The organism is Spartinivicinus marinus, assembly GCF_026309355.1.
Classification (GTDB): domain Bacteria; phylum Pseudomonadota; class Gammaproteobacteria; order Pseudomonadales; family Zooshikellaceae; genus Spartinivicinus; species Spartinivicinus marinus.
Window position 1 is genome coordinate 3,604,585 of record NZ_JAPJZK010000001.1, and the last position, 22,486, is coordinate 3,627,070.

The window sequence follows — 22,486 nt, forward strand, 5'->3', positions numbered from 1 at the left end:
TTATTTATTGTGCTTCTTGACTAAGTTTTAATACTTCAGAGTAACTCATTGAAATATACTTTCGATAAATTATATCCATTATTCCTTCTTTTATCATAACTTTTATAGCTTCATCAAACTGTTTAACCAAATGAGAATTTTTTGGGGAAAATGCAAGATAAAGATTAGTTGAATCAACAACAGGCTTTAAAAGCTTAATTTCTATTCCTACTTTTTTGGATAGTATTGGGGCACTGAATACATCAATCAAGGCATAATTATAGCGTTTTAACTGCAAAGCCTGTAGTACCTTTTCATCACTAGCAAAGTCAACTCTTTTCCAGCCAGTGAATGCAGCAATCTTTTTGGTGTAGTCGTAGGCAGTGACCATTGCAACAGACTTTCCAGTGATGCTATCCCAGGAAAATTTATCCTGGGGAAAATCGTTACGGACATAAATGCCTAGTGGATAAACACTAGTGGGGGTATCTGCCACAATATAGGGAGGAAGGTTTGCGTTATCGATGACAGCATCATAATAACCATCTTCAACGTCTTTTAAGCAGCGAGCCCAAGGTAGTTGGTCTGCGGTAAATTTCATCTCCATGCGCGGAAATGCTTCTTTATAAACGTCAATAGATATACCTTTGACCAGCCGATTATTTTCACCATAAGTGAAAGGGGGCCATTCGACACCACAGAGTTTGAGTTCTTTTGCCCATAAGTTGAAGCTGGCCAATAAAGATATAATGATTAATATGTATTGTATACTCATGTAATATACTACTTGTGATATGAAATAACTGTTTATCGGCTAATGTAAGTAGCCTTCAACAGAATTTTTCGTTTATTTGATATTTTGTTTTTATAATAGAATAGCTAACAAAACCTGATTGGTAGAAAATTTATTATTGTGATATGGAACTTTTGCTTTAACTACTCAGAAAAGGTATACAAACAAACAGTCATCTGTTAGTTGATACTAGCTAACAGAAAAACCACTTAACCAGTAGGCTTAGGATCTTCGATATCTAACGAAGTATCAGGGGGGGACTGATTTTTTGTTTTTTTAACCCGCTCTCTTAATGATTGCACAATGACATAAAACACAGGTACAAGTAAAGTTCCAACAATGCCGGCTGCTAACATTCCTCCAAACACACTATAACCAATTGATCGGCGGCTGGCTGCACCTGCTCCAGTAGCGATGATTAATGGCAATACACCTAGGATAAACGAAAAAGCAGTCATTAATACTGCCCTAAATCGTAACTTAGCAGCTTGCATTGCAGCTGCTGTGATGCTGAGCTGATGTTCTTCATGTTGAACTTTAGCAAATTCTATAATTAAAATAGCATTTTTTGTAGCCAGGCCAATTAATAAAACTAGGCCAATTTGAGTATATAAGTTAATATCAGCGCTCATTAGCCATACATAAACAAATGCTCCCAGTATTGCGATAGGTACTGCAAGAATCACAGCCCAGGGAATTGACCAGCTTTCATATTGTGCAACAAGAAACAGATAAACAAATACTAATGCCAGGCTAAATAATATAGGAGCCAGATTACCGGCAGCTAACTCCTGATAGGTCATGCCTGTCCATTCAAAACTATACCCTGCAGGTAGTATTTTTTTAGCTACTGTTTCCATGGCTGCAATGGCATCACCGGAGCTGGCCCCATTAGCAGGTTGTCCATTGATGCTGATTGAATTAAACAGGTTATATCGGGTGGCAATATCTGGTCCCACTAGAGTGTTGGTATTGATAAGTGTACCTAATGGTACCATCTTGCCTTCTTTGCTTCTCACATAAAAACGGTTGATATCTTTTTCGTCATCACGGTAGTCGGCCTCTGCTTGTAACATTACCCGATAGGTTTGGCCAAACTTATTAAAATCATTGACATAATAAGATCCCAACTGGGTTTGTAAAGTCGAAAAAATATCACTTAATGGTATCCCTAGGTTTTTTGCTTTAAGTCGATCAACATTCAGATAAATCTGTGGTACATTGGCACGGAAAGTACTATAGGCAACACCAATATCTGCAGCCTGGTTTGCTTGTAGAATTAGAGCCCGCATAACGCCTGCTATTTCTTCGCTAGTTCTACCCATTTGATCAGTGAGTACAAACTCAAACCCGCCGGTAGTACCTAAACCAGGTATGGCAGGGGTGCTAAATGCCATCACTTTTGCTTCTGTTAATTGGCTTAATTTAGCTTGTACTTGTTGTAGGATATGTTGCTGGAACAATTCAGGCTTACCCCTTTTATCCCAGGGGGCTAATACAACAATACCTAAAGCTGCATTGGAAGAAACTGCGCCATTTAGTAAACTGTAGCCTGTGACAGTCATTACATCAGCAACCCCAAGTTCTTTTTTAATTAGGTGACTCACTTTGTTTGTTACTTTACTGGTGCGGTTTAATGAAGCGCCATCAGGTAGTTGTATATCAACCATGAAGTAGCCAGTGTCTTCGGTTGGTATAAAACCAGAAGGTAACTGTTTTGCAAATAGCCAGATGAAGCCAATTAGTATTAGGAATAAGCAGCTGACCAAGCCTAGTCGTTTTACTAACAGGCTTACCCAATTGGAGTAATGATGAGTAAGCCAGTCAAAGTATTTATTGAAGACTCGCAATGGATAGATAGGGGTAGATTGCTCTTTTCTTAGCAAGCTAGCACATAACGCAGGACTTAATGTGAGTGCATTGATAGAGGAAATTAATACAGCAATAGAAATTGTAACAGCAAATTGCTGATATAATTTGCCGGTAATACCAGGCATTAGTCCGACAGGTACAAATACAGCGAGTAATACTAAGGTCGTGGCAACAATAGGCCCAGAAACTTCAGTCATTGATTGACGGGTAGCACTGACGGGGTCGTGACCTTCAGCCATTAAACGCTGAACATTTTCTATTACCACAATGGCGTCATCTACTACTATTCCAATGGCTAAAATAACTGCAAATAACGATATAGTGTTAATTGAAAAGCCTAATCCAAGTAATACAGCAAAAGTACCAATTAATGACACAGGAATGGCGATAGCAGGTATAAGCGTTGAACGCCAGTCTTGAAGAAAAATAAATACAACTAATATAACTAAAGCAATTGCAACGAAAAGGGTTTCAACAACTTCAGCAATTGATTCTTCAATAAAGCGAGTAGAGTCATAAAGTATTTCATATTGTACATCTTCTGGAAATTGCTTTTCTAACAATTCCATTTTTTTATAAATGGCTTCAGCAATGGCTAGCGCATTGGCATCAGGAGACTGGTATACAGCCATAATAACACTGGGTTGGTTATTCAAGTTTCCAAACCAGCTGTAGTTGGCTGCCCCTAGCTCTATTTTGGCAACATCTCTTAAATAAACAATTGAGCCATCTGAAGTGGCTTTGAGGACTACCTTTTCAAAATCAGCGGGCTCATTCAACCGTCCTTTAGTTTGCAAAGTGTATTGAAATTGTTGATCAGGAGGAGTTGGGGCTGCACCCAACTGTCCAGCGGGTACCTGAAGGTTTTGTTCTTTTAAGGCATTAGCAACATCTAATGTCGTGATCCCCAAACTTGCCATTCGATCGGGATTTAGCCAAATTCTCATACCATAGTCAGTGCCACCTAAAATTTGTGCATCACTAACGCCAGGAATTCTAGCCAGTGTATCTCGGATATTGATACTGGCATAATTGGATAAAAATAATGCATCGTAACTTTTTTTCGGCGAGGTAAGGTTAACCACCAGTAGCATATTACTAGACTTTTTCTTTACCGAAATACCTTGTCTTATTGCTTCTTCTGGGAGTTTAGGGTTAGCTAATGCTACTCGATTTTGTACATTGATTTGAGCCAGGTCTGAGTCAGTGCCGACTGCAAAAGTAACAGCTAATTTATAGCTGCCGTCATTAGCACTTTTAGACGACATATAAATCATATCTTCAACCCCATTAACTTCAGCTTCAATAGGGTTAGCAATAGTTTCTTTCACAATATTAGCGCTTGAACCAGGATATGACGCGGATACTTCAATTACTGGTGGCGTTATTTCTGGATATTGAGCAACAGGTAGTAGAGGAATGGAAAGCAAACCTGCCAAAGTGATAACGATAGAAATAACAAATGCAAACTTAGGACGGCTGATAAAGAATTGGCTAAACATTATTTGGCTCTTATTGATTAGCTGGATTGAGTAGTGGTACTTTCAGCGAGAGTAGCTTTAACTGGTTGTCCTATTTTTATTTTTTGTAGCCCATCAATTACAATGTGCTGACCCGCTGTTAAGCCTTCTTTTGCCTCCCAACTATCACCTAGCTTTGCACCAATAGTTATTCGTTGTGTAACAGCCTGTTGTTGGTCATTAATTACAATGACAAATTTACCTGCTTGGTCTTCTTGTACGGCAACTTGGGGAACCAATATTGCCTGTCTGGCTTTAGTACGCTTCAAAATAATGGTTACAAATTGCCCAGGAATAAGTAGTTTGTCTGGGTTAGGAAATACGGCTCTTACTTTCAGTGTGCCAGTTGATTCATCAATACGATTATCCAAAAAGTCTATTTTACCGGTTTGATCATAGATTGTTTTATTAGCCAGCTTAAGTTGCACACTAACTAACTGTTCTTTGTTATCTTGTGGTAATTTTTTTGTTTCCTGTTTGAAATTAAGTACATCTTTTTCATTTGCTTGAAAATGAACATACATTGGGTCTAATGTGACTACATTTGCCAATGTATCTTGAGACGGACTAATTAAGTCACCGATACTTTTTTCTGACTGCCCAATACGACCACTGACAGGTGCTGTTATTTTTGTATAACTAAGGTTTAATTCTGATGTTTTAAGAGCAGCTTCGCTGGCAGTCACTGCTGCCTCAGCTTGTAACTTTTTACTGGTCAGATCATCCATTTGTGATTTACTGATGGTGCCTTTAGTGACTAATTGTTTTCCTCGTTGATAATTAAGTTCTGCAACTTCTTTTGCTGCTATGGTACTGGCCATTTCAGCTTTTAAACGGTTAACTTCTGATTGATAAGGGCCTGAGTCAATTTCAAATAATAGATCACCCTTTTGTACTTCTTGTCCCTCTTGAAAATGTCGAGCCAGCAAGTTTCCAGATACTCTAGAGCGAATTTTTACATCTTCAGTAGGTTCGGTTCGGCCCACGACTTCTACGCTGGGATGAATTGCTTGTGGCTCGATAACAATTGTTTTTACAGTGGGTGGAGCTTGGGTAGCTTTGGGCTGAGACTCGTCAGAACATGCAGTCAGTAACAAAATAGCAGCAAGTAAATGCATACTTATTGCAAGCCATCCTTGACTTAGCTTTTTTGTCAGCATAGGTCGTTCCTATTACCTATAAGAGTAAATGATAATAATAGTGCATAAGGTAAAGTTGTTATGTTAGAAATGAGTATAACTGAATACTTGAGTTTTCGGCATTTAAATATAAACAAGCAGAGGGATTGGTCGATATAAATAATTATGAACAATAAGTAAAAAACTTACGGTCTAATTCAGTAGAGGTGTTGAAAATGTGGTTCACCGATAATCTACTGACAGCTGTTATCAGTGAAGCCCTAGAAAAACTAGGTGAAACTTCCAACGTGGCATGTCAGCTATTGTTAGGCACAGCCAAGACAGAGGACTTGCGTGCAGGTAAGCAAAAGTGTGTCGAAGGGCAGTTAGGAGTCTTTCAAATTTCACCAACAATTCATCAGGCTGTATGGGATCAATGTTTAGCTTTTTTGCCTGAACAAGCCAGTACCATCAGAGGGATGGCATCGCAGCGATCCTTTCTTGAAGCTCCTCATCAGGAGTTAGTTGTAAACATTCGTTACGCCAGCGCAATAGCCTGGAGTATTTATTGTTTCGAAGGCCTAGTACTGCCAGAGCAAGCAACTAAGCTTAATTTGGCACAGTTATGGCAGAAATATTATGAAAATGGCTCCAAGAAACCACGCTTACTAAAACACTTCTTCCAAGCTACGTCAATTCTTCATGCCGAAGCAGCATAATAGACAATTTTATCTCTAATATGAATACTATTGGTTTGAGTGCTGTGCTTGTTAGTATAAATAGATCTTAAAAATACGTTTCGTTATTTTTTTAGATATTAACTATAATACTTGATATCTGTTAACTGTGCTTTCCATTTTGTTGAATGCTGATATCTGGCTTTATAGTGGGTAAAAAATATTTAAAAAATCGACTAAAAAGTCTTCTGCTTTATCGTACCGTTTGTATTATTTACTGCTTAGTTGGCTGTCATCATTTTGCACTTGCTGCAGCAAATGATGTTGTTAAAGTGTCTGCTCATCCATCCTACCCTCCTATCATGTGGTTACAGGATGATAAAATGGTTGGTGTTGCCTTTAAAGTAGTGGATTATGTTTTAAAAAAAATAGGAGTAGTGTATGAAGCTATATCTGTAGGGCCCTGGAAAAGGGTGCATAAGAATGCTATGAACGGAAATATAGATATTATTGCAGCTGCTTACTTAAATGATGAGCGGCAAAGCTATTTATTATATAGCGAATGGTTTATGGAAGATCCCGTCGCTTTATTTGTATGGTATGATAAGCAATTTAAGTATGATAAATGGAATGACTTAATAGGAAAGCATGGTACCACACATTTAGGAGAAAGTTATGGTGAAGAATTTGATCAGTATATAAAAGAAAAGCTTTCTATTGATCGTGAGCATAAATATATCAATCATTTTAGGAAATTGGAACATGGAAGAGTAGATTATTTCTTATGTGGTTTATATCCAGGTTTAATAGAAATTCATAAACATGGTTACCATGAAAAAATTATCAAGCTTAAAAAAAATGTGGTTAATGAAAAGTTCTATATAACAATTTCAAAAAAATCGCCTTATGTATCGTTAATGCCAAAGATTAACCAAGAGATATTAAAAATCAGAAATACTAAGTTGATAGAGCAATGGATTAATGAAGCAATGGATTATTATAAGCAACACAACAAGTAATTCAACAAGGAACATCGCACACCATCATTAGGGAGCCAGTGTGTATGTAGTTGATCAGGACGGCCTGCTTGTATTATAAAACCATTTAAGAAAGGTTGTATGTACCAAAGGTTGTCATTCTATGTTTACACAAATTATAACACCAGGTTTTTATGAAACCGATGCGCTTGGACACATTAATAATACTGTGGTACCTATGTGGTTTGAAAAGACGAGAGAGCCACTTTTTAAGTTTTTTACTCCTGATTTGAATCCCGCTCAGTGGCGCTTAATACTAGCAGGTTTTGATGTGCAATTTTTAGCCGAAATTTGCTATGGAGAGCCGGTTGAAATTCATACTGGAGTAGCTAAAGTAGGCAACTCTTCTTTTGTCGTGACTCAGCGGGCTTATCAGCGCCAGCAACGAGTCGCACAGGGGAATACAACTTTAGTGCAGTACGACTATCAAGCCAAGCGCTCAGTACTAATTGATGATAATATCCGGACTCAGCTGCTTGAACATGTAATTACAGATGAATGAATTTTAATCAGCTTATACTTTGCTTATGGTGTTACTTATTCAACACCATCTGATGAATAGCTGGGTTTTTAACTAATGTAGCCATCTGGTACGGTGCAAAATATAGTCATAGTCGTCTTGTGCTGGTTTTTGCAATAAGACAGGTTAAAATTTCAAGTTTGTTTTTGAGCGCTTCTAAGTGTATGGCTTTGGGGGATAGTCTAATGGCAACAGTGTTGAGTGTTAATTTAAATAAGATTGCTCTGTTAAGAAATTCAAGAGGGCGTAACTACCCACAAGTTGAACATTATGCGCGAGAGTGTCTTCTGGCTGGCGCAGGGGGGGTAACGATTCACCCTCGCCCTGATCAGCGTCATGCTACTTATCAAGATGTGGCTTCTCTTAAGGCTGTTGTAGAGGAATTCCCAGGTAAAGAGCTTAATATAGAAGGTAACCCAGTTGCAGATTTTTTAGAGGTTGTGCTGAAAAATAAACCTGATCAGTGTACTTTAGTCCCTGACCAGCCAGATCAATTAACGTCAGATCATGGCTGGGAGTTAACTACTCAAAGTAAACAGGTTGTTCCGATTGTAGAACAACTTAAGGCGGCTGGGATTCGGGTCAGTTTGTTTATGGACCCTGTTATCGAGCAAATTGAGCTTGCAAAGCAGGTTGGAGCAGATCGGATAGAGTTGTATACAGAAGGCTATGCCAGGGCATTTCAGTCAGGTAACTATGCATCAGTATTAGAACAGTATAAACAAGCTGCTGACTATGCGACATCTATCGGGTTAGAGGTTAATGCGGGCCATGATTTAGATCTACAAAACTTGGCTGCTTTTTTAACAATTCCCAACATTAAAGAAGTATCTATTGGCCATGCGTTGATTGTTGAGTCTATTGACCAAGGGTTTACTAATGTTATTAAGCAATACCTAAAAATTGCTCAATAACTGTAGTGGTTTTATCTCACTCAACATTACCAAAGCAAGTGTATTCACTTTTACAGGTGGATGGTATTAGTTTTTTAGGTCCCCTCATCCTAACCTTCTCCCCCACAAGGGTGTTGCGAAAGGGTTCTGGAAAATAAATATGAATTAATAGGGTATTTTTCCACCGCTCTACAAGGCCAACCCTGGCTTTTAGAGCCTTGGCTGTTCCCGACAGCCGTTCCAGAACATCCTATCACTCCCTATTTCCCAGCTTTTGCGACTGCTTTCCACGGTAGAGAAGGAATTTGATTTGGAATAAAATTTTTTAAGTATTTTTTTTATGAATATTGAACACACTACTTTAGATTTTTCTAGTTTTTTAAAGGCTGACCAATTAACAAATAACAACGTTAATATTTTTTATGCAGAATTTGATAATGTAAAGCCCTATCTTGATGTCAGTATGTTAAGTGCAGAAGAGCAACAGCGTGGACAACGTTTTGTAACTGAACAATTAAGATTAAAATTTAGATTGTCACACTACTTTAAAAGAATAGCCCTGGCTAAGTTTACTGAAAGTCAACCAGATACATTGAGCTTTTTTAGTGATGAATATGGTAAACCATTCCTTATTGATCAGCCTGACTGTCAATTTAATTTGTCTCATACTGATAGTGCTGTTGCTGTAGTGGTTTGTCATCAAGCTGCTTGTGGTATTGATATTGAAATGCCAAAAGCGATGAATGACCGACAGGGGGTGGCCGAATATTTCATGCATCCTAATGAGTATATTGCTTGGCAAGAGCAAAGGTTAAGTGAAGACTTTTTTTATAAAACCTGGACTAAAAAAGAAGCGTTAACCAAAGCCATTGGTAAAGGAATGTCACTTAATTTTAAAGGTATTAAACTAATTTCTCCATACCAATATGAAAATCATAGCTTTCATGTTCATTACGTTGGGCAGGTTGGAAAAAACCATATGGCATTTGCTTGTGAGAAGGGTTGCAAACAGGTTAGGGTTTATCGTTTGCTCTAACCTAAGTTGTAACTTGCCATTAACTATGGTTAAATCCCGCCTTTCAGTTTAGAACACCAAAATAAAGGCTGAGTAGCACTCAGAAGAGCCATGTAATACCTCAAACTATCACACACCATACGGAGTTTCTGTCGGTATGATCGACAGAGTGGTTTCTATTTTTTTAATTAATCAACTGCTACTTACTGATTGCATAGACTCTACGTGATCTACTTTCCAATCACCTAGTAGTTGGTTTGTGAGGTTTATTACATGAACTATTGTAAATACCCCCGCACCTTGCATTTGCCTTGGTCACCTGGTTATTCGGATGATGATATTGCCATGGACCATTGTGACAATTTTGTGGGTAAAGACGTAGTGATTACCGAAAAACTGGATGGCGAAAATACCACCATGTATCGGGAAAATATTCATGCGCGTTCAGTGGATAGCCGGCATCATCCTTCTCGCAATTGGGTAAAACGTTTACATGGTGATATATGTCATCTTATTCCTGAAGGTTGGCGGCTGTGTGGGGAAAATATTTATGCTCAGCATTCCATTATTTATGACAACTTAATCAGCTATTTTTATCTATTTTCAATTTGGGATAAAAATAATCGTTGTCTTAATTGGCAGCAAACATTGAAGCAAGCTAACCAGTGGGGACTAGCCACACCAAATGTGTTGTATCAAGGTGAATGGAATGAAAAACTGGTTAGAGATCTGAAAATTAACACTCATCAATCAGAAGGTTATGTCGTCAGGTTGGCTGCGTCATTTCATTATGATGAATTTAGCCAGGCTGTTGCCAAATGGGTGCGGGCTGGCCATGTTACCAGCGATGAACATTGGATGCATAAACCCATTCTACCCAATAAATTAGCGCCCAATAAGGTGATGGACGGTAGTGAAGGGCATAATGATGAATAAAAATAGAGTGAAAACTAATGGTAAAGTAATAAGTCAAGTGAAGTACTGGTTAGAAGGTTTAACTCATAATGCAAAACCATCTTTTGCCGAATGCCTGTCAGTATTGGGTGCGCACTTTCCTTTATTAAAAGAGTTTCAACAGACTCAACAAGAGCCACAGTGGCATGCAGAAGGGGATGTAGCTATTCATACGGACATGGTGTTAACAGCACTTTACCGGTTGTTAGATAACGAGGCCGTGCATATTACAGGCTGGCGACGAGCCAGCTTAATCTTAGGGGCTTTATTGCATGATGTAGCTAAACCAGTCACTACTGTGCAGCGCCAGGTACGAGGTCATTTGCGATGGGTGTCTCCAAAGCATGAAACTATAGGGCGAGACTACTTGTTATTCCGCTTGTTACCTTTTGAACTGCCAAAAACAGTTTGGTTGACTGTTTTGCATTTGGTTGGGGAACATCAGGTACCAAAATGGCTAGTGATAAAAGATAAGCCAATTGCTGACTATTTGCAGCTGGCAAGAAAAGTGGATTTGGAATTAATTTATTTTCTAGCACTAGCTGATATGCAAGGTAGAGAGTGTGAAGACAAACAGTGGCAATTGGAATTGCTGGAGCTGTTTAAAATGCAGTCCCGACAGTATAACCTTTGGCAGCAACCGCCTCATCAAGATTGGTTAAAAGTCATTGAGCAAGATATTAGTTGCTTACCCAAAGTGACTCAGGCATTAATAAAGTCAGAGGCTGTTTATCTTCGAGAGCAAGGAGTAATTCATGACCCAGCAGATGCACTTGGCAAAACTTACCATTATCGGAATAAGGCGACTCCTCAAGTCATAGTGGCTTGTGGGTTGAGTGGTAGTGGTAAATCCACTTGGATTGAGCGCCATCATGCTGATTTGCCTGTAATTAGTTTGGATAGCATACGACAAGAGCTAACCGGCAATCAGGCAGATCAACGCCAGAATAAACAAGTAGTGACTATTGCGAAGCAACGGCTAAAAGACTGTTTAAGGAATAGGCAGTCTGTGGTGTGGGATGCTACTAATATCAGACGTGATTTTAGAGATCAGCTATTCACGATGATTCGAAATTATGATGGCTTTATGCAATTAGTGATGATGGTAAATCCTATGGATATATGCATTAAGCAAAATCAAAAACGTGCTAATGGTTTGTCAGATCAAATCATTGTAGAGCAGCAAAATCGGTTTGAGTTTCCATTACCAGTAGAGGCACATCAATTAACGTTTATTAGTCACCTGAAAGGTTAAAACCACCGGCTTTTAGCCGGTCAGCTTTAGCTATGATACTCTGAGTCTACTTATATAATGCTGTAGGGGTATTGCGATGGACTATAGATATGGTAGCCATACAGTTTTCAAAATTCAGTATCATTTTGTATTTGTAACGAAATATCGTTATCAAGTGCTAAAAGGTGATGTTGGTTTAAAGGCTCGAGAGTTAATACGACAGACATGCCATACTTTTGAAATTGATATATTAAAGGGTGTCATTAGTAAGGATCATGTACATCTGCTAGTTTCAGCGCCACCCAATATGGCTCCTAGCGAAATAATGCGAAGAGTAAAAGGTCGAACGTCGGCAAAACTGTTTGAAAGCTATCCTGATTTAAGGAAAAGATACTGGGGTCGACATTTTTGGGCTAGAGGTTATTTTTGTGTGACTTCAGGAGATGTAACAGAAGAAATGATAAAAGAATATTTAGAACATCACTTTGAGCCGAGGATTGATGATAATTTTAGGACTGAAGACTGATAAAAAAAACGGGTCTTCGACCCGTATCCGGACTTTCAGTCCATATTACTAACCCACCTACTTTAGTAGGTGGTTGTTTAGTTATTGAAAATAAAAAATGATAATTCTAGTTATTCTTTTATCAAGGGGTAGTAAAAACGCAGATTGCAAATAGTGGCACATGTGCCGCTATTTGCAATAAAATTTTATTCAAACACACTAGTAGTACCAGAAAACTTCTGTATCTAGTTATAGGTACAAAGCGATCTTGATAGGTTTAGTATATACGTATATATAGCTATATAAGTTTTTAATAAGTAGATGATAAGGTGAAATGACCCGCGACAGGTATATTTTTAGCGAAAGCTAATAGTGTTAGATGAGCGAATAGTATCAGATGAGTGAATAGTATTAGATAGTACTAGATGAATAGTTTGCAACGGTTATTGTCAATAATAATGGTAATTATAAAAAATACTCGTAATATGTATAAATTGCTGAGGAAATAAAATTGAAATCAAAAGTGCTTATCAGGTTTTACTCTTTAGTATCTCTATTATTGATTAGTATGGCAACTTTTTCTAATACACTAACTGATCAGAAAAAATTGGATGTTAAACGTACGGAAAATGCAGAAATATTAGTAAAAGCAGTTAATCAAAATAATCTGTCAAGGTTGAGGAGTGTATTTTCTCAAAAAAATTCACTCCTTCAAGATAAAGAGCTTCAAACGTTTATTGACTTGTCTAAAAACTTTCTTGGTGAAATAAGATTTGAAGGAATAGGTACTAGGCCTGCGCATGTATCAAAGGGCGAGGAATTGGTTATTGCCTCAATACACACCAATATAGCCACGCAAATTGGTCGGCAATATTTGTTGTCAGGTTCTAATGATAAACAGGTTATTTTGCAAGTCTCATACCCAAAGGGAAGTGACAAAGCTGGGTTAGTATCAGTTGATTTCTATCCTTTTAATAAATAAACCAAACTGCTTTTTTTAAAGTGGTATGCTAAATTAACAGTGGCTGGCATATTGTTGCTTAATAATACTGCCTAGTGTTTTAATTGCGTCAATACGTGACTGATCCCAAGGCTGGGAAAAATTAATCCTGAAACAATGCTTATACTTTTCAGGATTAACTGAAAACAATTCCCCTGGGGCAACCAAAATGTCCTTTTCTTTTGCTGCAAAATAAAGTTGTGTGGTATCGAATGGCTTGGTTAGCTCTACCCATAATACAAAGCCACCTTTGGCACTAGAAAGGCGAATATCTTTCGGAAAGTGCTCTTGAAGAATAGTCAGTGCTTGATAATAACGTTGTTGATAGCGTTGTCGTGCCTGAGTTAAGTGCTGGTAGTAGTTACCATAAGTCAAATAATCGGCGAGGGACAGTTGGTTGATTATGGGTGGTGTTAGCCCCATCAATAATTGTTGATAAAGAATAGTTTGCTTGTGCTTGTCTACTACTAACCAGCCTGTTTTTAATTGGGGGGAAATCGACTTAGAGGCAGATGAGCAGTACAACACCTGTCCATTTTTATCCAAAGCTTTTAACGCTTTGGGGCGCTCTTTTTGGTAGCCTAATTCGCCAAAAACATCGTCTTCAATAATAGTTGTATTATATTTAGCAGTAATTTCCAATAACTGTTGTTGGTGTTTTATAGGCATACTGTCGCCTAAAGGGTTAGCAAAATTGGGGCAGGTAATTAAAGCTTTTACTGGCCATTGACTTAATATGCTTTTTAGCACATTTAAGTCGATACCTGTTTCTGCATGACTTGGAATTTCAAGTACTTTTAGTTCCAGCGCTTCCAGTAACTGTAAAATGCGGTAGTAAGCGGGTGAGCTAATTGCAATAATATCCCCAGGCTTAGCTAGCGCTCTTAAACACAACATCATGGCACTTTGGCAGCCAGTGGTAATAACGATATTATCTGGGCTTGTCATAATCCCTGCATCAGCCAAAATACGAGTAAGTTGTTGACGTAGTTTGATTGTGCCTTGCAACTCAGTATTACGCTGCATAACGGAATAACGTTGACGAACCAGTTTGGCAAAGCTTTTTCTTAATGGTTCATTGGCTGGTAGGTCACTTGCTGGATTAGCTACACTAAATTGGTGGTATTTGCTATCGGCAGCACTGGCCACTAAGTCAATAATAAGCTGAGAGCTGGTAACTGATTCTGGTGTTGGTGATGTAGACCCGGCTTCTGCCTGTGGGATGGCAAAGTGTACTTGGGATTTTACATAAAACCCTGACTTGTAACGTGCTTCAATAATTTCTTGCGCTTCCAGCCAGTTGTAAGCTGCCATTACACTGGTAATACTTATGTTCATCTGTTTAGCTAGGCCCCTTACCGAGGGTAACTTTTGCCCAGCTTGATAAACACCAGCTTTGATTTGCTCGGCAAGTTGTTCGGCAAGTCGCTGATAGATTGGTTGCTTCATAGGAATCTACAGAGTGCAGTTATTCGACCATTATGAAAGGAACACTGAGCGTTGATTATCTGTTATGTACTAAATGTAAGCAATCTGTATCTGTTATCCATTCTCTCATTCCCTTAAGGTTTACCTTAATTAAATATGAAGTAATGATTAAAAAGGTTATAAGGGGTCATTTATGCAGGCTATAGATTTTCGCAGTGATACGGTGACGCGGCCAACACAAAAAATGCGTCAGGTGATGGCAAATGCTGTTGTGGGTGACGATGTTTATGGTGATGATCCTACAGTTAACGAGCTACAAGTAATAGCAGCTGAAAAACTGGGGTATGAGAATGCCATCTTCGCTCCCAGTGGTACGCAAACCAATTTACTTGCATTAATGGCACATTGTGAACGGGGAGATGAGTACTTGGTAGGACAGCAAGCGCATACCTACAAGTTTGAAGGAGGCGGTGCCGCAATATTAGGGAGTATTCAACCACAACCAATATTAGAAGGTGAAAATGGACGCTTACCATTAGATGAAATTAAATCAGCTATAAAACCCATTGATCCTCATTTTGCTCGCACTCGATTACTGTGTTTAGAAAATACCCATTCTGGGCGGGTACAGTCACTAGACTATATAAAAGAAGCCACTAGCTATGCTAAATCGGTAGGGCTAGCCTGTCATTTGGATGGTGCTCGGTTATTTAATGCTGTAGTTAAACAAAATATCGATGTAAAACAGATTACCCAACACTTTGATTCTGTATCTATTTGCTTATCAAAAGGGCTTGCAGCACCCGTGGGCTCTTTATTATGTGGCAGTCATGAGTTGATTAATAAAGCACGTCGTTGGAGAAAAGTGCTTGGCGGTGGTATGCGCCAGGCTGGTATTTTAGCCGCGGCAGGCATTGTTGCGTTAAATGAGCAAGTAGAACGATTGGCAGAAGACCATGAAAATGCATTGATTCTCGCTCATAAACTGGCAAATATAGAAGAGCTTTCAGTTGATATAACAAAAGTACAAACTAATATGGTGTTTGCTGAGTTAAAACGCTCAACCCCTGCGGAGTTGGCAAGCCATTTAAAAAACAATGGTATACTGATCAGCCCTTCCAACACTATTCGGTTTGTCACTCATAAAGATGTTAACCAAAATGATATTGAAACGGCAGTAGGGTTAATGAAGGGGTTTTTCTATAATAAGAAGTGATCACCCCAATCACCTATTAATATAGGCTCATGGGGATTCGTCACTTGATGGCCTCACCTAAAAACCCTTCGCATTGGGTATATTAGTAAGCATAATTTCAGTGCTGGGATTTATTGCCAACACTGAAATACTTCCCTCATTGAAAATAAGTCATAATTTTACAACCTTGCTTTTCAGTAAGAGAGGCAACGACTTGTTGCGCCTGGTCTCTTGACCAGTTCCATTGCTGCCAGCTGATATCTTGATAATCTTGTAGACGGTAATTAAATTGCACTAATAAATTACACCAGTCTTTTGTTAAGTTTATCTGGATATAATCAGCAATTATCGGATAAGCATCCTCACTTAAGCTTGATAAATAAGAGGTATCAGGTTTTATATTGGAGAACTTGTTTTCCAGGTTGGCTTTAGCAATTAATGCATCGGGGTTAATGATGTTAAGGGCGAGAATAAAGCTTAAAGCAGCACTGCTTGACCAGAGTACAAAAGCCCCTCTTTTTTGTCGGAGTACAGTAATTGTGTAGCAAATAAAGATGCTCATAATAAAAAGTAAAAAGGCAGTTGAATAAAACCTTAGCTCAGTCAAACTGTAATTTTTTAAATAAAGTGCCATCCGGTGTAAGGCAGATAATTCGATAATGGCTGTGGCCACAATTGTTAAAATAGAAAATCGTAGGCACCATTTTTTAATGCTAGAGGATTGATTGGCTTGTAATGCATCGACAACTAATAAAACAGGAATGACTAACATGGCCACAAACACCAGCTCCCAAAATCCTTGCTTGGCATAGGTAGCGTAGCTCAGGTTGTCAGTATTAAGTACTAGTTTGTCACCACCAAAAAAGTAGGTTAATTGCACACCAATATAAGCAAGGAATAATAAATTAATACTCGCTAATACGGTTAGCACTTGAATGCTATCAACATGAATTGGTGCTCTAGTTGTTTGTTGTAATATTGCATTGCCAGGTTTTGTTTGGCCCAACCCAGGTGCTAGAGTTAAATAGAAAAAAATCAAGGTAATTAACCAGTAACAGCTAAACTCTACACCAGTTAAAATCATTTCATCGGCATTGAAGGTAAACAGACTCTCTGCAAAATGCTGAAATCTGGGGTCAGAGGCAATCAATAAACCACCAAATAACAATAACAGAGGTGTTGCCCATAACAGCCCAAATATAACCGATCGAAAATGGTGGCGTTTGGTACTATTAATTGTTACAAAAGGCGCTGCAGCTTGAATGGTAAAGCCTGGTAAAGTGGATACCAGATAACCTAGCACGTTAAATGGACAACTTAATAGGGTTGCAATTGCAATCTTAACCGGATTTTTTTCGGAGTAAGCGATGGCCAAAGCAAGCAGGGCAATAATAGCTAAGCCCAAATAGCTCAGTGCATTTAGCACCGGAGATGCCCTAAAAACTGGTAATAAAGTGAACAAGCAAGCCGTGCCAATGAGCCACCATTGGGTTTTGCTCAACTTGTTATTATGATCATTAAATGAACGGCGAGTGACAACTAAAATGATCAATAAAGTGCAGATGAATAGAGCGAAGCCAAGAGTACCTTCTAATAATAACGCTAGCCCTGCTGTAGCAAGGCTAGCCACCAGCACCACTGGTTGAACCTTTTGCTTGAACATAATCAACAACCCTGCATTTGATAGTTTTGTTGATTATGGCAAGCCAACATGCAAATCCAGTGGTGCAAATGTGCAGATTTGGTGCAAATCACTAGCATTGGTTGAGCAATGCTAGTGGTGGTTTACATTACAATCTCTCTATTTACTTCTTCATCAACTCTGCCCTCATCGGATGTAGCATGTCTTTAGGGCCATTTGATGGTTTGGGCGCTGGTGTTGATGTACTAGAAGAGGTATTGGTGACCGAGCTAGTCGTTGTTGAGCTTTTTGGTGTTGATGGGCTTGAATACTTCGATGCTGAAGAGCCACCAAATGAACTAGTTGGTTGTGATGTAGGGCGAGAGCTTCTACTTGAAGTAGTTTGGCTGGCAGCTCTAGCTCTTTGAACACGCTTTTGTTCTTCAAGCTGTTGTTGTCTTTGCTGCTCCTGCTTATGTTTAAAGTCTGTATAATCTGATTTAGCTTGTTTGATGACTTTATCAGATAAGCTCTCAACACGTGATGTTATTGAGTCCTTAGCAAGTTTAGCAATTTCTGTTTCTAATTTATCAAAAGCTCCAGGCTTTATTTTAATTTCCTCTGGTTGAATGCCTTCGTGATTATGAAGCGCTTGTGATTTCATTAAGTTTGCAAAGTCAGGATGACTTTTAGCCTTACTGATGTATTCATCTATTAATGATTGAGGCATGTTGGTATTTAAAAACTCAGCTTCACTGGAAGATAATTTTCGCTTTCTTTCTTTTATTGTTTTATCCCAAATATCACGGATTTGATTGGATAATTCTCTTTCAAATTTACTTATTTGGTTGTCGACTTTAGTTGATCTTTCATTTCTATCAATTTTGTTAAGTTCATTAACTATAATTTTATCAATATTGCTTCTCTTAATGTTTGACGTTAATATATTCGAACTTTTTGCTGCTCTATATTCAGCATTAGTGATAAGGTGATGATTTTTCTTTATGAAATTATCAGCATTATCTGTTGCTCGGTCAAAATCGCTTAGCCGATGGGGTGATATGGTATTTTTTACTTCTTTAGCTGTGGGTAGTAGTTCTTTTGCTTGAAGTTTGCTTGCAATCACCATTGCCCCAGGTGTAAGGTTCTTTTCTTTTCCATTGCCAAATATTTTACTATAAAAATCTCTATCTCCCTGGCCGCCTTGGAAAACATTACTAAATTTGTTTCGAAGTTTTTGCCAGCCGGTAGAGTTTTCTCTATAGCTGTTTTGAGCGAGTAGCGCCATTCTGACAGTGATATCAGACTCTTTATTTCCAGCCGCTTTTAGATTGTCATTGATGTTAGTAATCAAGTCAGCTACAGAGTTTGCCCACTTTGGATCATTTTTTGCAAATTCTGCAATTTGGAATAAATAACCGGGCTGATTTGTTGAGAATTTTTTATCATTTTCAGTTAATACATCCAAAGCATGTTTGGCATCGATTTTTCCATCCTTAATTGCGGCAGTTAGTAAATTAATATAATCATGGTTGGCAATTAACTTGAGTTGTTGAGATTCCTTTGAGCTATGACGATTATAGAGCATATGTGCCATATCAGCAGTGAATTCTTCGCTTATTAGAGCTTTTGCTGCTGTAGATGCACTTTCTAAATTGCTGCCTTTTAGCTTATCAGCTAGTTCAGTTAGTTTATCTATCGTTTGAAAATTTTCTTTCAGCTTATTTCGCTGAGCTTTATATTCGCTTAGCTGATTTCTAGCAGCAATACTATTTTTAAGTAAGTTCTCTCGTTCCTGTTGGTTATTGGACTTAGCTTTTTCAGGTGTTAAGACGACGACTGTTAATGTATCCAAATCTTTTCGGTCTTTTTTTAGCAGTGCAATTAAATCGCTAAGCTCTTTTTCTCCTTCTGTACTTACCTTGCCGTCAGGCGTTGTCACTCGTATATTGATAGGCTCGCCATGTTTGCGAATATAAATTTGTCGTTTAACATGGGATGTGTTGAATTCAGGAGGAATTTCTCCCTTCTCCATATGGATGGTATAGGTTCTCTCAACATTAAATGAGGTGTCATTTGACATCAGCACCTCTTTTTCTCCTGGTGCACCACTAATCCCTTCAATATGAGCACCAAGGCTCTTGGCATTATTAATTTGAAAAATGGCTCCTTTTTGTAGATAACCATGAGCGACATTGGCATCGTGGGTGGTGCTCATAAAGCCTGGGAATTTAAACCCAGTCCCTTTTTCGATAGCCGCATTGGCAACATCAACTTGGGCACCATGCCAAGCTTTACCTGAATATTGCTCAAACATGGGAGATTCAACTGCCGTGGTTAAAACATCCACCACTTTATTGTATTCAGCTCTTGCCGCTTCCCGTTCAGCTGATGTGTTATATTGGTTTCTTTTTAATAGTGCCTTCAAACGTGCTTGGTTTTCCTCTGCATCTTTGGGTGGGGCAAAGTCGCCGTATCCTGGGTTAATCACATTGGCGCCATTTTCGGTATAAAACCGTGATACTCCCATAAGCATGCCTTTCATCAGAGTGTCTTGGTTGTGTGTGTTATCTCCAAGGGCATCAAGAATGGCTTGTTGGCGTGCCTCGGGTGTCGTCTTATCTTGTGCAACATCCAAGAGATAATTGAAAGCATCTTTCGAACTACCTAGGGATTCAAACTGAAATTGATCCGTTATTTGGTTGGTTTGAGGCACAGTCAGGAATGTCTCCCATATGGCGTTACGTTCGTTATAGTGGAAAACATTACTAATTGAGCTTGCTTGGGTAGACTCAGCCAGAATTGATGCAGAGGTTTGAAGTAAATTTTCTCGATCTTCTGGTGCTAAATCATTTAACCAGGCTGTTACGACTTTATCTTTTTCTGTGTTGAGAAAAGGTTCTCCTGATGCTGCTTTTTCAGGCCGAGGAAGCACTTTATGCTCGACATAATTGAAAAGCTTCAAGTTATCCATATTGAGTGGTGCATATTTTATTTTCTCGTCAGCTAAGCCAACAGTATCTTTAGGTTCTTGAGCGTTCTTAATAGCGACATTCAACGTTTTTAGATAACCATCAGAAGCATAGTGTCCAGGATAAGCACTATTATCGGTTTTTCCCGTCAGCGCTTGGTTGAATTCTGGTCGGCTTACTTTAACGGCTTCTTGGGCGGGAAGATGGATCTCTTGTCCATTTAACGTAATGGTTTTTGCCGGTTGAGCTGGCAAGTCAATATCCTCAGTGAGTAAGTCTTCGTAGGCTTTTAGCCAGTCACCATTTTCCCGTGCTTTCCAGGCCATTTTCGCATCTGTGTCGACGACAGCCTGGCCTTTGTCTTGATGCTCCATCGCATAGGCATCAAAAGCCCCCATTATTTCAGTGAAGCTGTGATCACGCGGTTGAATCATCCAACCTAATAACATCAGTCTGAACGGCTGCGCTTCTTCGGGTGGTAGTTTTAACAATCTGGCGACCTCATACATGTATGAGGTAGTACTGGATGGACCGGCGAACATGGGGAGTTTCTTATCCATATTCTGCTGACGCCAGTTCACTGAGACTTCAGGCTGGTCGTTGCCTACGGTTTTCATTGCCTTGTCATTGATAACAAAGCCACCATAACCAGACTCATGACTATCTCTTTCTTTAAGTGAGGCAGCCTCACTTTGATAAGGGGCAGGTTTCATCGTTTCCTGCATTCCTTTAAAACCAAAGCCTGTTCCTTTATGGGGGTCAGTACCAAACCTTTCCCCAATAAAGTCCTGGTCTGTTTTTTGGTCTACTAATGCAGATGCTTTCCAGTCGGCATACTTTAGCCAAGCCCAGCCATGAGGTTGTGTAGTGATTGGTTTTGCCATTTTGGGCTGATCACCCGCCTCATGGTTTTGGAAGATATCCAATCGTTCGTTAGCTTCCTTTTGTTGTAATAGTGTTTGATTGACAGAGTCACCCAATCCTTTCAGAAGGTTTGGGTCTCGAAAAGTGCGCATATGATGGTAGGCTAATGTGGTGAGTACGCGGGAATTAGCTTTTCCCTCTGAAAGTACCGCATTCATTTGCTTAGCCCACTCAGTGTCGTTTTCGCTCCATCCTTCAAGAAAGCCTATGCCAGCATCCAGGCTAGTTTTAGCAACATTAACTTTTAAGCCTTTTTCTTGAGCTGTCGACAGGTTTTCTAATACCCGACGGAGGAAGGATTTTGACATATACTCGACTGCTGGATGCTCAAGTAAGTCATTTCCTAAATGATTAAATTCAAATGCCTGGTTGGCCTCAGCCACTTTTTCAACTGACTCTGCAACCATTTTTTCCTTATGAGATGGGCTAGCTTCAGGAAATAATCGTTCAACATTATCTCGAATATTATTTTCAATGTTGCCTTCATATTGAGCCACACGTAAAACTGCTTTATTGAACTCTTGTTCAACTTGTTGTAAGGGAGGGGTGATAGCAGACTGTTGATTGAGTGGCTGTTGGTGACTCACTAAAGGGACAGCTGCCGTCGAAACTTGCGTCAGGTTTCCTGCGCCGGGTGCAGTTGTTATTTGGGGCTGTGTAATACTTGTAATGGTCGGGTTAGGTTGACCATGAGTTATTGCTGAATTAAACATAATCTACCCTTTTTTAGTTATTAATGACGGCTTCAAATAAGGCATTTCGCAGACTGATTGAGTGCTTCCAAAATTCTTCTAGATTTTCTGAAAGCACCGAACTGTCGGGTAGAGATGTTGAAAGCACGATGGTGGCATTGTCTGCTGCTAATGAAAAAGAAGCGATGCCGATAGCATCAGGGTGGTTGTTCAGCATTAATAACTTGTTGTGTAGTTGCTGCTTATTATCTGGTTGATCTGCGGGAGGAAGTGGAAAAAGAATAGCTAAGCGATTAGGGTAATGAATGATAGTGGCATAGTGTTGTCCATCTTCAGAATTTAAGTTGCATTCATTATTTAATAACTGCCATTGACCGCCAGAAATTTCTGCAAGCCATACATTAATAATTTCTTCTTTATTCATATTTAAAGCCGACACTAAGAGTTGGGTGTATAGTAAGCATTAGGTTTATATCAGTTTAAGAATATATAGGTTGCAGTATTTTTTTTTAATGTTTCGCAGCTTTTTTTTATGTT

The 22,486-nt window shown here is 38.9% G+C and carries 17 protein-coding genes; 10 read left to right on the plus strand and 7 right to left on the minus strand.

The window, feature by feature from the left end; all coding sequences use genetic code 11:
- Positions 1-4 precede the first annotated feature (4 nt).
- The 3 genes from OQE68_RS16170 to OQE68_RS16180 form a co-directional block, all read right to left on the minus strand.
- On the minus strand, positions 5-754 hold the full coding sequence (locus OQE68_RS16170; RefSeq protein WP_180570554.1) for a substrate-binding periplasmic protein: 750 nt from the start codon (positions 752-754) through the stop codon (positions 5-7).
- Positions 755-981: 227 nt separating this feature from the next.
- Positions 982-4,146, minus strand: a complete 3,165-nt coding sequence (locus OQE68_RS16175) for an efflux RND transporter permease subunit (RefSeq protein WP_180570555.1) — start codon at positions 4,144-4,146, stop codon at positions 982-984.
- Between the two features lie 17 nt (positions 4,147-4,163).
- Positions 4,164-5,324, minus strand: a complete 1,161-nt coding sequence (locus OQE68_RS16180) for an efflux RND transporter periplasmic adaptor subunit (RefSeq protein WP_180570556.1) — start codon at positions 5,322-5,324, stop codon at positions 4,164-4,166.
- A gap of 194 nt (positions 5,325-5,518) precedes the next feature.
- Here OQE68_RS16180 and OQE68_RS16185 point away from each other — a divergent pair, with 194 nt between their 5' ends.
- The 9 genes from OQE68_RS16185 (at position 5,519) to OQE68_RS16225 (ending at position 13,099) form a co-directional block, all read left to right on the plus strand.
- Positions 5,519-6,001 carry a hypothetical protein gene (locus OQE68_RS16185; RefSeq protein ID WP_180570557.1) on the plus strand — a complete coding sequence of 161 codons (483 nt, stop codon included), beginning with the start codon at positions 5,519-5,521 and terminating at the stop codon, positions 5,999-6,001.
- 167 nt (positions 6,002-6,168) lie between these two features.
- The gene (locus OQE68_RS16190) at positions 6,169-6,978 is read left to right on the plus strand and encodes a substrate-binding periplasmic protein (RefSeq protein ID WP_180570558.1); all 810 of its coding nucleotides are present in this window, start codon (positions 6,169-6,171) and stop codon (positions 6,976-6,978) included.
- A 121-nt stretch (positions 6,979-7,099) separates the two neighbouring features.
- Positions 7,100-7,498, plus strand: coding sequence for an acyl-CoA thioesterase (locus OQE68_RS16195; RefSeq protein ID WP_180570559.1), 399 nt, complete (start codon positions 7,100-7,102; stop codon positions 7,496-7,498).
- A gap of 203 nt (positions 7,499-7,701) precedes the next feature.
- Positions 7,702-8,430: a pyridoxine 5'-phosphate synthase gene (locus tag OQE68_RS16200; RefSeq protein WP_180570560.1), complete on the plus strand. Its 729-nt coding sequence runs from the start codon at positions 7,702-7,704 to the stop codon at positions 8,428-8,430.
- A gap of 319 nt (positions 8,431-8,749) precedes the next feature.
- Positions 8,750-9,445, plus strand: coding sequence for a 4'-phosphopantetheinyl transferase family protein (locus OQE68_RS16205; protein WP_180570561.1), 696 nt, complete (start codon positions 8,750-8,752; stop codon positions 9,443-9,445).
- Positions 9,446-9,697: 252 nt separating this feature from the next.
- The gene (locus OQE68_RS16210) at positions 9,698-10,360 is read left to right on the plus strand and encodes an RNA ligase family protein (protein ID WP_180570562.1); all 663 of its coding nucleotides are present in this window, start codon (positions 9,698-9,700) and stop codon (positions 10,358-10,360) included.
- Entirely contained in the window at positions 10,350-11,633 is a 1,284-nt protein-coding gene (locus tag OQE68_RS16215; protein ID WP_180570563.1) for an AAA family ATPase, read from the plus strand. Before OQE68_RS16210 ends, OQE68_RS16215 begins: the two co-directional genes overlap by 11 nt.
- Before the next feature lie 76 nt (positions 11,634-11,709).
- Positions 11,710-12,138 (plus strand): IS200/IS605 family transposase, encoded by a 429-nt coding sequence (tnpA, locus tag OQE68_RS16220; RefSeq protein WP_180572236.1) that lies wholly within the window; start codon positions 11,710-11,712, stop codon positions 12,136-12,138.
- Positions 12,139-12,628: 490 nt separating this feature from the next.
- Complete coding sequence (locus OQE68_RS16225; RefSeq protein WP_180570941.1) at positions 12,629-13,099, plus strand: hypothetical protein; 471 nt, start codon at positions 12,629-12,631, stop codon at positions 13,097-13,099.
- Positions 13,100-13,132: 33 nt separating this feature from the next.
- Here OQE68_RS16225 and OQE68_RS16230 read toward each other — a convergent pair whose 3' ends face one another.
- Positions 13,133-14,566 (minus strand): aminotransferase-like domain-containing protein, encoded by a 1,434-nt coding sequence (locus OQE68_RS16230; protein WP_180570942.1) that lies wholly within the window; start codon positions 14,564-14,566, stop codon positions 13,133-13,135.
- 172 nt (positions 14,567-14,738) lie between these two features.
- On the opposite strand from OQE68_RS16230, the gene ltaE reads away from it, so the two are divergent.
- Entirely contained in the window at positions 14,739-15,761 is a 1,023-nt protein-coding gene (ltaE, locus tag OQE68_RS16235; protein ID WP_180570943.1) for a low-specificity L-threonine aldolase, read from the plus strand.
- A 136-nt stretch (positions 15,762-15,897) separates the two neighbouring features.
- Here the strand turns inward: ltaE and OQE68_RS16240 are convergent, their stop codons facing one another.
- The 3 genes from OQE68_RS16240 to OQE68_RS16250 form a co-directional block, all read right to left on the minus strand.
- Complete coding sequence (locus OQE68_RS16240) at positions 15,898-17,403, minus strand: DUF4153 domain-containing protein (protein ID WP_180570944.1); 1,506 nt, start codon at positions 17,401-17,403, stop codon at positions 15,898-15,900.
- A gap of 142 nt (positions 17,404-17,545) precedes the next feature.
- Entirely contained in the window at positions 17,546-21,970 is a 4,425-nt protein-coding gene (locus OQE68_RS16245; protein ID WP_180570945.1) for an ADP-ribosyltransferase, read from the minus strand.
- Positions 21,971-21,983: 13 nt separating this feature from the next.
- Positions 21,984-22,373 (minus strand): type III secretion system chaperone, encoded by a 390-nt coding sequence (locus OQE68_RS16250; RefSeq protein ID WP_180570946.1) that lies wholly within the window; start codon positions 22,371-22,373, stop codon positions 21,984-21,986.
- Between the last annotated feature and the right edge of the window lie 113 nt (positions 22,374-22,486).

Bases quoted from the DNA above. Each gene is read 5' to 3' on its own strand.
- OQE68_RS16170 (WP_180570554.1), bottom strand. From the start codon at position 754: ATGAGTATACAATACATATTAATCATTATATCTTTATTGGCCAGCTTC.
- OQE68_RS16175 (WP_180570555.1), bottom strand. From the start codon at position 4,146: ATGTTTAGCCAATTCTTTATCAGCCGTCCTAAGTTTGCATTTGTTATT.
- OQE68_RS16180 (WP_180570556.1), bottom strand. From the start codon at position 5,324: ATGCTGACAAAAAAGCTAAGTCAAGGATGGCTTGCAATAAGTATGCAT.
- OQE68_RS16185 (WP_180570557.1), top strand. From the start codon at position 5,519: ATGTGGTTCACCGATAATCTACTGACAGCTGTTATCAGTGAAGCCCTA.
- OQE68_RS16195 (WP_180570559.1), top strand. From the start codon at position 7,100: ATGTTTACACAAATTATAACACCAGGTTTTTATGAAACCGATGCGCTT.
- OQE68_RS16200 (WP_180570560.1), top strand. From the start codon at position 7,702: ATGGCAACAGTGTTGAGTGTTAATTTAAATAAGATTGCTCTGTTAAGA.
- OQE68_RS16205 (WP_180570561.1), top strand. From the start codon at position 8,750: ATGAATATTGAACACACTACTTTAGATTTTTCTAGTTTTTTAAAGGCT.
- OQE68_RS16210 (WP_180570562.1), top strand. From the start codon at position 9,698: ATGAACTATTGTAAATACCCCCGCACCTTGCATTTGCCTTGGTCACCT.
- OQE68_RS16215 (WP_180570563.1), top strand. From the start codon at position 10,350: ATGATGAATAAAAATAGAGTGAAAACTAATGGTAAAGTAATAAGTCAA.
- tnpA (WP_180572236.1), top strand. From the start codon at position 11,710: ATGGACTATAGATATGGTAGCCATACAGTTTTCAAAATTCAGTATCAT.
- OQE68_RS16230 (WP_180570942.1), bottom strand. From the start codon at position 14,566: ATGAAGCAACCAATCTATCAGCGACTTGCCGAACAACTTGCCGAGCAA.
- ltaE (WP_180570943.1), top strand. From the start codon at position 14,739: ATGCAGGCTATAGATTTTCGCAGTGATACGGTGACGCGGCCAACACAA.
- OQE68_RS16240 (WP_180570944.1), bottom strand. From the start codon at position 17,403: ATGTTCAAGCAAAAGGTTCAACCAGTGGTGCTGGTGGCTAGCCTTGCT.
- OQE68_RS16245 (WP_180570945.1), bottom strand. From the start codon at position 21,970: ATGTTTAATTCAGCAATAACTCATGGTCAACCTAACCCGACCATTACA.
- OQE68_RS16250 (WP_180570946.1), bottom strand. From the start codon at position 22,373: ATGAATAAAGAAGAAATTATTAATGTATGGCTTGCAGAAATTTCTGGC.